The sequence below is a fragment of the Candidatus Albibeggiatoa sp. nov. BB20 genome (assembly GCA_016744725.1).
GTDB lineage: Bacteria > Pseudomonadota > Gammaproteobacteria > Beggiatoales > Beggiatoaceae > Albibeggiatoa.
The window spans coordinates 1-13,143 of sequence record JADGDW010000033.1; the positions used below are offsets into that span (position 1 = coordinate 1).

Consider the following 13,143-nt stretch of genomic DNA (forward strand, 5'->3'; position numbering starts at 1 on the left):
AAAAACGATGGAATGTCGAAGTCTTTCATAAATCTCTCAAGTCTAATGCCGCTCTTACCAAATCTCCTGCTCGTAGAGTTAATGCACAAGTTAACCATACTTTTGCTTCTATTCTTGCGGTCTTTAACATGGAAAAGCTTAAGATTAAATCCAAACTTAACCATTTTACCATTCGTTCTAAACTTTATCTCAAGGCTATTCAATCTGCTTTTCAAGAACTCCAATTTTTTAAACACAAAATCCTTTCTGCGTAACTTGAGTTAATAAACACAACAGCCCCGAAGTATCTAAAAGCATTTATATCCCTTTAGCTAAATCACTATCTATTGAGTGGTTATCTACATCTGTCATTTCAAGACGACCAAAAAATTGAGTAAGAGGATCATCATTTAATAGCTGCTCATTTGCTGCATGATTTTCTACAATAAATATTTCTACCTGAGTACCGCTAGGAATGGGAATATTTTTTAATTCGATAGAACCTTTATCAGTCACTTGAGCTTGTAAATGTATCGCCGTTTGCATGATATTATTCTTTATCTAAAAAACTATCTAAAGCATAGCACTTTTCATTAATCTGTACTAAATAAAGCTTTGAACAAGATGTAAAAGACTAAAGGATAGGCAGAGTGTTGTTTGAATTGAGGTTTACCTGTTCACCAAACTTTGCTTGATATATTTATTCTGGTTCTGGATAAAAGCGATTATCTAATAACTGTTCGATAGAATAAGGACATGTTTTCGGAAATTTTTTTACTGGCAATTGAGTCTCTTCCACTGCAATTTTTACAGCACGTGGGTAAGCTTTTTGTATTGCATCATCAAAATAAGGCTTTAAACTTGGGCTCATTTGTAATTGACTTTCAATCTGGTCACGTTGTTCAACAATAGAACGTTTCCAACTATCACCTTTAAACTCTTGCCACATCTTAGAAAGCTGCTTATATTGAAATTGCCACTTTAATAAATGCGCAATTAAAATAGCAAGATGGTTCACTAATTCATGCCTATCACGTTTAGCCATACTTTCCAATTCCTCAACCAACAAATCCGCATCAATCTCATCCCATTTTTTTGAGCGCACCAACTCTATGTTATGATAAATCCACGCATAAAAATCTTTGTCATAAAGTAATTGAGTTTCCATAATATTGTTCTTTATCTAAAAAACTATCTAAAGCATAGCACTTTTCATTAATCTGTACTAATAAAGCTTTGAACAAAGTGTAAAAGACTAAAGGATAGGCAAGATGTTGTTTGAGTTGGGATTTTCAATCTCGTTCCGACGGTCTCCGTTGGAATTCAGCCTAGACGCTCCGCGTCTTTAAATACCTAAAGAGAGACAACCCAAATGGCACGCAGTCGCTACCGTATCTTTGAAAACCACTATCCGCACTTCCTCATCTGCACACCCACCAATTGGATACCCTTATTCAGCAGCCCTGCCATTGCCCAAATACTACTCAATTTACTCTTACTTCTTTATCTTGAGAGTATAGGCTCAAGGTTTTCTTGGCTGTTCTTGGTTGGTAATCAGGAAATACTTTAATTTCAAACAATAGATTGATTGACGTAAACCAAGCAGTATATTAGTATAAAAAATCTGTTGCGGGTGTAGTTCAATGGTAGAACTCCAGCTTCCCAAGCTGATAACGTGGGTTCGATTCCCATCACCCGCTCCATTATTCCTTTTCCTGTCATGCACTTGCCATACTTGTTATAAATCCGCCTTAATTCCCTTAGCAAATGCTGGTACAAAAAACCCGTATCTTGTACGATGTAACCGTTTCAGCAGATAAATCACGATCAGTCATAAATTTTGCCTGAGACCTGATAAAAGGTCATTATTTATTGATAATTGTGCGAGGGGATTGAATATGCACTTCATGAAAAAATTATTGCTCACCGCGATGCTGGGTTATGTTGGCTTACAATTGGCGGCCTGTACACCAGCCTCCCAAGCCTTAAAGCCTGTTGCCCAACAAAATCAGCAAAACCTCGCAGAATTAGCCAACAATATCCGAGTTGTTTTAGAATTATACGAACCGTTACTTGAATCAAATGGCGAAGCACTTATCAAACAGCATATTGGCAAAACCCGTCAAGAAATGTTTGCTGTCACAGGCGTCAACTTTTTTCCATCGCCTACCGATACTTGGGACTCATTATTTAATATGATGCATGAAAACAGTCCTGAGAAATATAAACAGCGTTATCAATATATTAAAGCAGCCTTGGAACGGGGCTTAAGTAAAGAAGAACGTCAACAATTAAAACTGAAAGAAGGCTGGATTTTTACCGCTTTAGGTGACGCTGATTTTACGCCGCAAAAAGCCCGTGAATTACTCGATGAATTAACTATTGCGCAACATAAAAAACATTTTTACACCGAAGCCGAAGCTCTATTAACCCCTTATGATCCGATTTTGGAACTGCGTCGAAATGCAATCACCAATGCTAAAGGCCTATTAGGAGGTTTGAAAAAACAAGTTAATCAACAGCTTGCCACAGCGAGTATTCATGCCCAATCTATTACCAATTTTGCGAAAACCCGTACAAATCTACAGCAAACGATTAATACGGCGGTCGCGGATGTGGATGTCGCACAATTGGAAACTACGCTAAATCAATTGAGTGAAAAATATTTAGATAATCCTTCTTACAAAGGTGCGGCCATTGATTTGATGATAACAGGGGTACAAAAACTGATTGAATCCCAATTTACTGAGGATGAGTAACGCATCATCACTGAAAAGCCTATTTTCTGCGAGAGGTACGAAAACATTTTTGGCTTGTTTAAATTTAGAGTGTCATTTTTGCTAAAATAGCGGCAATGATTCATAAATAATATAGATGAGGCCATATTTTGAAACTAATCGTTACTGGTGGAGCTGGATTTATTGGCTCGGCGGTCATTCGCCATCTTATTAATAATACTGATTATGAAGTGCTTAATTTAGATAAATTGACTTATGCGGGTAATTTAGACTCACTCGCCCCTATTGAGCATAACCCTCATTATCATTTCTCTCATGCCGATATTTGTGATGCGGAAGCGGTTAACCGTATATTGAATGAATTTCAGCCTGATGCGATTATGCACCTTGCGGCTGAATCTCATGTTGACCGTTCGATTGATGGGCCGGCGGAATTCATGCACACCAATATTATTGGCACTTATACTTTGCTTGAAGCTTGTCGTCATTATTGGCAGCAATTGAGTGATGAGAAAAAAGCCCAATTTCGTTTTCATCATGTGTCTACCGATGAAGTGTATGGCAGTTTAGGTGAGACGGGTTTATTTACTGAAGCCACAGCTTATCAGCCAAATTCTCCATATTCAGCCAGTAAAGCGTCTTCTGATCATTTGGTTCGCGCATGGCATCACACCTTTAAGCTACCCGTTGTGACGACCAATTGTTCAAACAACTATGGCCCTTACCAATTCCCAGAAAAATTGATTCCTTTGATGATTCTCAATGCTTTGGATGGAAAGCCGTTACCGATTTATGGCAAAGGGGATAATGTCAGAGATTGGTTATATGTGGATGACCATGCTCGCGCGTTGTGTTTAGTGTTGGAAAAAGGCCGTGTTGGGGAGACTTACAATATTGGTGGTCATAATGAGAAACAAAACATTGAAGTGGTACAGACTTTATGTCAGATTTTGGATAAATTATGCCCGACCTCAGTTTATAAACCACACGATCAATTACTGACTTATGTGAAAGACAGACCGGGTCATGATTTACGTTATGCGATTGATGCAGATAAAATTGATAATGAATTAGGTTGGAAACCGCAGGAAACCTTTGAAACAGGATTACGTAAAACGGTTGAATGGTATTTGAATAATCGTCAATGGTGGTTACGTGTGCGTGACGGCAGCTATCGTGGTGAGCGCTTAGGATTGGGTTAAGATTAGAATGTTTTTTTAACTCATAAGGCGGATAAGTGATAGCATCCGCCATCTTGGGAAATTGCACCACACTGAATTATTTGATGTCGTTTTGGTGGATGACGCGATGCTTATCCACCCTACGCGAGCTCTTTCAGAAAATAATAAATAGATAGGGTCGGAAATCAAATAAGGAAAACTAAAAGGTGGAAATTTTAAGCGTTAATGACTAGAATCTAAAATTAGGCTCATAATTATTGAAATACATTATATCTTATGTTTGATTTGCATTCAAAAAACTCCAATCGACGTTTAACTGTCACTTATATTTTTGCTTTATCCTTAATTGCTTGCCTTACCTTAACCAGCCAATATTTAATCCATTCCAGCTTAGCTTCACAATCAGACGATGCCCGAATTATTAACATTTCAGGACGGCAACGAATGTTAAGTCAACGCATTACAAAGTTAGCTTTATTATTGGATAAGACGGGTTACAATGAGCAACTATTTCAACAAAATTGGCAACGGTTCGATGACAGCGTCACCTTATGGAAGAGATCACATCAAGGTTTATTATATGGCGATATAGAACTGGGTTTACCAGGGACAAATAGCGGCAAGATCGCGAATATGTTCTTGCAATTAGAGCCACATTATCAAGCGATTGACAACGCCACACAACATATTTTGTTATTAAAGCAAACCACAATATCGCCACAATGGCTTGATACAATATTAGAACACGAAGGTGCATTTTTAAAATGGATGAATACGATTACTTTTCAATATGATGCAGAGGCTACTGCCCGTGTTAAAGGCTTGAAATGGATCGAATTATCTTTGATGTGTGTCACTTTATTGGTATTGCTATTGGAGGGGTTACTTATTTTCCGTCCCGCTGCAAATGTGATCAAGCGACAAATTGACCAAATTAAGAAAAGTGAGCGGGCAAAACATAAAGCCCAAGATGCGTTAATTGTGCAATTACAGGAGAATGAGCAATTACAAACTCAAATCACCTATAAATTAGAAAATAAAGTACGTGAGCGGACGGCGGAGATCACCGAACAAAATCGGCATATTCTGGCGCAATCCGAACAATTACGGCAGGCGAAACAACAAGCTGAAGCGGCTAATCTTGCTAAAAGCCAATTTATTGCGAATATGAGCCATGAGCTACGTACACCATTGAATGCCATTATTGGCTATAGTGAGGTATTTGCAGAGGAAATTGTAGATTCTAATATGCCAGGCATCTCTGACGATTTGTATAAGATTACGCTTGCAGGTAAACATTTATTATTACTAATCAATGATGTATTAGATTTATCGAAAATTGAAGCGGGTTGTATCGAACTCTATTTTGAACAATTTAATTTGATTGAGTTGGTCACTGAGGTGATTTCTACTATTGACCCCATGTCACAGCAAAATGCTAATCATTTACATAGCCGTATTGACGAGAATGTACCAGAAGAAATATGTGCTGATTTCACTCGTGTTAAGCAAATTTTATTTAATCTACTCAGTAATGCGACAAAATTCACTAAAAAGGGTCACATCACATTAGAAATTAATTGCAGCACTCTGAATAGTCGCCAATGGATTGAGTTTCACGTCCACGATACAGGCATTGGTATGACTCCAGAGCAGAAAGACAAATTGTTCAATCCGTTTAGTCAAGCCGATGCGTCTACTACGCGTAAATATGGTGGTACAGGTTTGGGGTTAATGATTACCAAAAATTTTGTTGAGATGATGGGTGGCTATATTAAAGTTAAGACGGCTCATAATGAAGGCTCAACATTCAGTGTTCATTTGCCAGTTGATGTTGAAGCGTATTTGCAACAGCAGAGTCAGAAAAAAGCCCCTCGAACACGTAAACCTACAAAGGCACAACAACAACTTAGCAATAAAAATCTACAAGTATTAGTGATTGACGATGATTCAGATGTACGCACGTTATTAAAAACACATTTACAGCATTTGAATTATCAAGCTTTATTGGCAAGCGATGGTAAAACGGGTTTAAGTATGGCGCGACAATATGTGCCTGACGCAATTTTATTAGATGTCATGATGCCTGAAGTGGATGGCTGGACGGTGTTGTCTCAGTTAAAGGCAGATATATTGTTGCAGCACATTCCTGTCATTATGGCAACAATGGTTGATAATAAACATTTGGGTTATGCACTGGGTGCGGATGATTATTTAACCAAGCCCATTAGCCGCCAACAATTACGCCGTGTGTTAGATCGTTATATTCATTTGTCAAAAACCCCCAATTTATTATTGATTGAAGATAATCAAACGATGCAAGATATGATGCAGCGTCTATTAGCGCAAGAAGGTTGGCGCGTTCGGTTGGCAGAGAATGGCAAAGTGGCCTTGCAACAGATTGAGCAGGAATTGCCTGATTTAATTTTAACCGACTTAATGATGCCTGAAATGAATGGATTCGTATTTTTACAACACTTACGTGAGCGTGAAGAATGGTGTGATATTCCTGTTATCATACTGACGGCTAAAGAGTTAACACTAAAAGAACGGCAAGCATTCGACGATGCAGCACAGACTACCTTTATTAAAGGGAGTTATGATAAAGCGCAGTTGTTATCTCAGATTAATACTTTGTTGAGTGAAAAATTTAAGGAACTAAGTTAGATAGCGTTTTCAATCACTGAAGCAAAATATGCTTAACTCGTAAGGCAGATAAGTGATAACGTCATCCGCCATCTTGGGAAATTGCACGACACTGAATTATTTGGTGTCGTTTTGATGGATGACGCGATGTTTATCTACCCTACGCGAGCTTATGATATTAAGAAAATTCTAATCAAGCATTTTTTCTAATTCGTACAATGATTCAATTGTTTCCCGTTGACGAATTTCATGCACATTGTTGCCATCAATCAGAATTTCAGCCGCTCGGGGACGCGTATTGTAATTTGAACTCATGGTAAAACCATACGCACCAGATGAACGTACCGCCAGCAAATCGCCTGCTTCAATTGCCAAATCACGTTGCTTGCCTAAAAAATCCCCTGTTTCACAAATAGGCCCTACGATGTCATATATTTTGGATTCGGTTTTAGCTTGCTGATTAACAGGTGAAATAGCTTGCCAAGCTGCATACAATGACGGTCTGATTAAATCATTCATTGCGGCATCAACAATGGCAAAATTCTTGTCTTTCGTGGTTTTCAAGTATTCAACTTTTGTCACCAACACACCTGCGTTAGCCACAATAGCTCGTCCCGGCTCAATGAGAATTTCTATATTTTTCCCTGCCAAGCGTTTAGCTAATTGTAAAGACGCGACATATTGCTGTGGCTGTGGTGGTTTTTCATCCTGATAACAAACCCCTAAACCACCACCTAAATCAATATGTTTGAGTTGAATACCTACACTTTCAAGCTTATCGATTAGACTTAAAATCCGCTCTAAGGCTGCAATAAACGGCTCAGTTTCAACCAATTGCGAACCAATATGACAATCAACACCTACGACATTAAGATGTGATAAGCTAGCGGCGTGTTGGTAAACTTCTAATGCGGTATCAACATCCACCCCAAATTTATTTTCTTTCAAACCCGTTGAGATATAAGGATGGGTTTTAGCATCAACATCGGGATTAACCCGCAATGAAATAGTGGCTATTTTATCTAATGATTTTGCAATATATTGAATCCGCTCTAATTCGGCTTCCGATTCAACATTAAAGCAACGAATGCCAACTTCTAATGCACGCTTAATTTCAGTATGGGTTTTGCCCACACCAGAAAATACCACTTTGTTTGCTTCACCACCTGCTTTTAAAACTCGCTCTAATTCACCCACTGAAACAATGTCAAACCCCGAACCCATTTTAGCTAATAAGTTCAAAATCGCTAAATTAGAATTGGCTTTAACCGCATAACACACTAAATGAGGCAAATCACCAAATGCCTCATCAAACGCATTCCAGTGACGTTCCAATGTTGCGCGTGAATACACATAGCATGGCGTGTTGAATTGTGTGGCAATATCAGCCAATTTAACCTCTTCAACATACAAGTCATCTCCACGATAAGCAAAATAGTCCATTAATTATCCTTTATCTATTTAATAAAGACGTGGAACGTCTAAACGATATGTCTAAAAACATCGTTGATTGATATATTTTTAACTGGCTTGTTCAATAATCCCGCCACCTAAACATATTTTTTCATCATAAAACACAATAGATTGTCCGGGTGTGACCGCCCGTTGTGGTTGTTCGAATACAATTTCATAGCCATTTTGTGATATTTCAGTAATTGTACACGCTTGGTCGGTTTGGCGATAACGGGTTTTAGCGGTGCAACGATAAGGCAATTCTGGCATTTGACCCGAAACCCATGAAAGCTGATTGGCCGCCACATTTTGACTAAATAGCAATGGATGATTATGGCCTTGACCTACAATCAGTTGATTAGTTGAAACATCTTTACCGAGCACGTACCAAGGTTCACCCGAGCTTTGTTTTAAACCACCGATTTGCAAACCTTTGCGTTGTCCTAATGTGTAATACATCACCCCTTGATGTTGCCCAATCACTTCACCTTCAGGGCTTATCATATCGCCTTGTTGTGCGGGAATAAATTGGCTAAGAAATTCACGAAACGGCCGCTCACCAATAAAACAAATCCCCGTACTGTCTTTTTTATCATGGGTAACAAAGCCTTGTTGTTCAGCAATTTCACGAACCTTGGGCTTATGTATTTCTCCAACAGGAAATACACTGCTTGCTAATTGTTGTTGTCCTAAAGTATATAAAAAGTAGCTTTGGTCTTTATTTGGGTCTAAACCGCGTAAAAGTTGCCATTTTTTATCTTTTTGAGCAGAATGGACATAGTGTCCTGTTGCAATCGCATCTGCGCCCAAACGTTCAGCATGTTCTAAAAATACTTTGAATTTAATTTCTCGATTACACAAAATATCAGGGTTGGGTGTACGACCTGCTTTATATTCGGCTAAGAATTCTTCAAATACATTGTTCCAGTATTCGCTAGAAAAATTAGCAGTGTGTAATGGAATATCCAATTTATCGCACACGGCTTGCGCATCTTTTAAATCTTCGGTGGCACTACAATAGTCTTGGGTGTCGTCTTCTTCCCAATTTTTCATAAATAGGCCTTGCACATCATAGCCTTGCTGCTTGAGCAAATAGGCTGCAACGGAGGAGTCTACACCGCCAGAAATACCTATAATAATTTTCATTTTTTTGAGTTTGACAGAATGGTTAAATGTTTTGAGTGGACATCGCCAATAGGATAGCAATGATATGTTCGGGATGCTCAATTGAATATTCATCAAGATCAATAAATACATTTGAGTCTTGCATTTTTAAGAATTTCCAAGCCGTTCCCGTGGTTACAACACCGTAGATATTTTCGAGTTGATTATTATTTTCTTGGTTAAAAATTTGTGCCGCCATCATTTCGGCAATACATTGTCCTAAACCACCAATAATATTTTCATTTTTTGCTTCAACAACGGTAATGACAGGGCTGGTTAAAATCAATTGTTCTTGGGACGCGCTGATAATAAAATCACAAAACCCATTTAAGCCTTTTTCTTTATCGATATTAAACTCAATGCCAGAAAATAAACTGATTTGATGTTTTAGTATTTTTCTCACTTCCACCAATATATTAGCAATAATTAATTCGGAGCGGGCTTTTTCTGTATTGATTGCACGGGCTAAAGGAATATTTTCTTTTAAAATTTCAGCAAGGATTGGGCTAATTATTACCGCTTCAATCGCAGAAAATAAGTTTTGTTTTTCAATAAGTTTTATATCTAATTCTTGTTTTACGGTTCTTAAATTAAAGTCGCTGTATGACATGGGGTTATCTCTAATATATTATTTTCGTTTTTCATCGTTTTATGGATTTTTACCAGAAAGCAATTTCAATATTTGAATCTAAAAGATATAGTCAATTCTATCTTAAGTGTGAGGACTGCCAGCCCTGTATCATCTTAAAATAAAATGACTATATTTCATAACTCTTCATCATGTTTAAATCTAAACCCTTAGCATGTTCCTGAATGCTGCTTTGCCAGCTCTGCTTGCTAAAAATAAAAGCACCTTTAAATTAGGCAAAATATCTTATTTTTAGTTTGCAAAGCAGAATTAGGGAACAAGGTCATTTTACATTTTCAATCACTGATTATTCTAAACTATAAGGCAAATCTTGAATTTGTAGCATGTTATCAGGCATTGATTCACAGTGAATAGATTTATTTTCCAATGCAATTTTTAATACTGCCAATAAAACATAACCGCCATTAGGATGGGTTTGCACATTGACGATTTGTCCTGCGTTCTCATCATTAACCTGCAATTTCTCACCCACTTCAGGCGCATGGTCAGCATCTAATTTAGCTAAATACATGCGGCGTTTTAAACTGCCTAAATACTGCATTCGCGCCACGACTTCTTGGCCTGTATAACAGCCTTTTTTGAAATTTAAACCACCCAAGGCTTGCCAGTTCACCATTTGTGGGACAAATTCCTCACTGAGTTTAGAATTGATTGTAGGCACGGCGGCTAAAATATCGAGTAATTCCCACGCATCATGTCCAATAGGCTGTGCTGATTCCGCTAATGTTGTCCAAAATGTTTGCATCAACTCTACATTATCATGAATAATCCAATAACGTGGACTTGAACCCGTTGGCAAATTAATCACGGTCAGGCTATTGTGCAAGGTCGCTGCTAATGGCTCAGATTCGGGTATAGCTAAATCCAATTTTTCTAACAATGCACGGCTGTTATCACCTGCAATCCCAATACAGAACAATTCATCGCTCACATCTTTTAATTGTACATCAGAACGTAACACAAACATTTTTAAGCGTTTTAGCGTGGCTTCCATACTGTCTTTAGGCAAGAACAAATAATAATTATCATGACGCTGGCAAATATAAAAACTGGTCAACATTCGACCTTTAGGCGAACACCAGGCACTTAGCTGGGCTTTACTAGGAATCACTTGGCGAATATCATTAGTGAGCTGACCTTGTAAAAAAGTTTGTGCTTCACTGCCTGTGACTTGGATTATAGAAAAATGTGAAAAGTCTGCAATTACATTGGAAGATAAGGCTAATTTTGATTCATTGGCCTGCGAACCAAAGTGAACCACTTGCCCATCAACAATAGTTGCATTTTGGGTTTGTAAAAATTCTTGCCATTGCTGCATCATTGGCGGCTTCCTTTAAACGATGTGAATATTGCTATAAGACATTATGCGGCATTGTTTAGCAAAATAAAGGATATATTAAACAGCATACTCTTAATCAAAAATATCAGGACTTAAAATTTAAAGAGCTTTTCTCATTTAGTCTGCTATTTAGCTAAGAATCATACCTCCCCCTGAATGTGTTGGGAGTGAATTCAACACTATCCTTATTCAATGGTGAATTTTTTATCTACAGAAGGACATTTTCAATGCGCATATTTTATTTTTTACTATTATTCAATTGGATACCTTGGGCAATTGCAACGCCAATTTTAGTTGACCCACAAGACCGATTTTCTCCCATAACAGCTAAACAGGGCATGATTGTCGCCAGTGAGGCTTACGCGGCACAAGCCAGTTTAAATATATTAAAACAAGGTGGAAATGCAGTTGATGCGGCAGTCACGTTAGGTTTTGCTATGGCGGTCACTGCACCCCGAGCAGGCAATTTAGGCGGCGGTGGTTTCATGTTGATTTATGATGCAAAAACTCAGAAAGTGCTCGCCATCGATTATCGTGAAAAAGCCCCAGCCCTTGCATCTAAAGATATGTATTTAGACGAAAAAGGCGAAGTGGTTTCTAAACGTAGTAAATTTACTCATTTAGCAGTGGGCGTTCCCGGAACAGTGGCAGGTCTTGCATTAGCACTGGAAAAATACGGCACAATCTCATTACAAAAAGCCTTACAACCTGCAATTCAACTTGCAACAGATGGTTTTCCCATGCCAGCCACTTTGGCAGTGGCAATCCAACGTGCAAAGCACTTACAACAATTTGCAACCAGTCGTGCCATATTCATGAAACCAGATGGCTCATTTTATCAAGCAGGTGAATTATTCAAACAAGCTGAGTTAGCCAAAACCTTGAGTTTAATTGCAGAACAAGGCACAAGTGCATTTTATCAAGGTAACATCGCCGAGCAAATCGTTGCAGAAATGCAAGCCAATCAAGGCCTAGTTAGCAAAGCTGATTTAGCCGCATATCAACCTCAAATCCGCCAACCAATACAAGGCCATTATCATGGTTATGAGGTATTTTCAATGTCGCCGCCTAGTTCTGGTGGAGCGCATATCGTGCAATTATTAAATATGTTAGAAACATTTGATATTAAGCAATCAGGACATAATTCAGCCCAAACCATTCATATCATGACCGAAGCGATGAAACGGGCGTATGCGGATCGGGCAAGCTATTTGGGTGATACGGATTTTGTTAATGTACCACTCAAAGGCTTAACTGATAAAAATTATGCAAAAAAACTAGTTGAACAATTTGATTTGCAAAAAATAACGCCGAGCAGTGAAATTCATGAAGGCCAACCCGCTGTATATGAAAGTCCTGAAACCACACATTTTTCAGTTGTGGATCAACAGGGCAATGCAATAGCGAATACCTATACGCTTAATTTCAGCTTTGGTTCTGGCATTACTGTAGCGGGTGCAGGATTTTTACTTAATAATGAAATGGATGATTTTAGTGCCAAGCCTAATGTACCTAATGCGTTTGGTTTAATTGGCGGTACGGCAAATGCGATTGAGCCACATAAACGTATGCTTAGCTCGATGTCACCCACTATCGTATTGAAAGACAATAAGCCATTTTTAATCACAGGTAGTCCCGGTGGTTCGCGTATTATTACGACAGTGGTGCAAGTGATTTTAAACGTGATAGACCACGAAATGAATATTCAAGCTGCGGTCAATGCAGCTCGGGTACATCATCAATGGTTACCAGATAAATTATTTATTGAAAATGGTCTCAGTCCTGACACAATTAATCTGTTGAAAGAAAAAGGCCATACATTAGAGTCTAGTCTCACTATGGGTGCTGCCAATAGTATTTTGATTCAACATACGGATACGAATGAACGAATTTTAAATGGTGCGGCTGATCCACGGCGGCCAGAAGGCATCGTTTCGAGCTTTTAGGAATGAATATTCTTCACGTTATGCAATTGATGATAAAAATATTCTTGTG

10 protein-coding genes, 1 tRNA gene and 1 pseudogene are annotated in these 13,143 nt (G+C 38.3%); 6 read left to right on the forward strand and 6 right to left on the reverse strand.

All coding sequences use genetic code 11. The annotated features are described in order from the left end of the window. Positions 1-254, forward strand: a pseudogene (locus ABXH34_RS05645) (IS701 family transposase); the annotation flags it as partial. Positions 255-297: 43 nt separating this feature from the next. Here ABXH34_RS05645 and ABXH34_RS05650 read toward each other — a convergent pair. Beyond that, on the reverse strand, positions 298-525 hold the full coding sequence (locus tag ABXH34_RS05650; RefSeq protein ID WP_353570893.1) for a hypothetical protein: 228 nt from the start codon (positions 523-525) through the stop codon (positions 298-300). 154 nt (positions 526-679) lie between these two features. Beyond that, positions 680-1,147: a DUF29 domain-containing protein gene (locus ABXH34_RS05655; protein ID WP_353570894.1), complete on the reverse strand. Its 468-nt coding sequence runs from the start codon at positions 1,145-1,147 to the stop codon at positions 680-682. 461 nt (positions 1,148-1,608) lie between these two features. On the opposite strand from ABXH34_RS05655, the gene ABXH34_RS05660 reads away from it, so the two are divergent. From ABXH34_RS05660 to ABXH34_RS05675, 4 genes are all read left to right on the forward strand, one after another. Continuing rightward, positions 1,609-1,682, forward strand: a tRNA-Gly gene (locus ABXH34_RS05660). Positions 1,683-1,877: 195 nt separating this feature from the next. Continuing rightward, a complete protein-coding gene (locus ABXH34_RS05665; protein WP_353570895.1) occupies positions 1,878-2,738 on the forward strand; it encodes a hypothetical protein in 861 nt (286 codons plus the stop codon). A 128-nt stretch (positions 2,739-2,866) separates the two neighbouring features. Continuing rightward, positions 2,867-3,919, forward strand: a complete 1,053-nt coding sequence (gene rfbB, locus ABXH34_RS05670; protein WP_353570896.1) for a dTDP-glucose 4,6-dehydratase — start codon at positions 2,867-2,869, stop codon at positions 3,917-3,919. 255 nt (positions 3,920-4,174) lie between these two features. Next, complete coding sequence (locus tag ABXH34_RS05675; protein WP_353570897.1) at positions 4,175-6,565, forward strand: response regulator; 2,391 nt, start codon at positions 4,175-4,177, stop codon at positions 6,563-6,565. Between the two features lie 168 nt (positions 6,566-6,733). Here the strand turns inward: ABXH34_RS05675 and lysA are convergent, their stop codons facing one another. The 4 genes from lysA to ygfZ all read right to left on the reverse strand — a co-directional run bounded on the left by lysA (position 6,734) and on the right by ygfZ (position 11,130). Next, positions 6,734-7,987: a diaminopimelate decarboxylase gene (gene lysA, locus ABXH34_RS05680; RefSeq protein ID WP_353570898.1), complete on the reverse strand. Its 1,254-nt coding sequence runs from the start codon at positions 7,985-7,987 to the stop codon at positions 6,734-6,736. Positions 7,988-8,065: 78 nt separating this feature from the next. Then, positions 8,066-9,142, reverse strand: a complete 1,077-nt coding sequence (gene mnmA / locus ABXH34_RS05685) for a tRNA 2-thiouridine(34) synthase MnmA (RefSeq protein ID WP_353570899.1) — start codon at positions 9,140-9,142, stop codon at positions 8,066-8,068. Between the two features lie 22 nt (positions 9,143-9,164). Continuing rightward, positions 9,165-9,770: a hypothetical protein gene (locus ABXH34_RS05690; RefSeq protein ID WP_353570900.1), complete on the reverse strand. Its 606-nt coding sequence runs from the start codon at positions 9,768-9,770 to the stop codon at positions 9,165-9,167. A 325-nt stretch (positions 9,771-10,095) separates the two neighbouring features. Further along, on the reverse strand, positions 10,096-11,130 hold the full coding sequence (gene ygfZ / locus ABXH34_RS05695; protein ID WP_353570901.1) for a CAF17-like 4Fe-4S cluster assembly/insertion protein YgfZ: 1,035 nt from the start codon (positions 11,128-11,130) through the stop codon (positions 10,096-10,098). A gap of 245 nt (positions 11,131-11,375) precedes the next feature. On the opposite strand from ygfZ, the gene ggt reads away from it, so the two are divergent. Next, positions 11,376-13,094: a gamma-glutamyltransferase gene (gene ggt / locus ABXH34_RS05700; protein WP_353570902.1), complete on the forward strand. Its 1,719-nt coding sequence runs from the start codon at positions 11,376-11,378 to the stop codon at positions 13,092-13,094. Positions 13,095-13,143 lie beyond the last annotated feature (49 nt).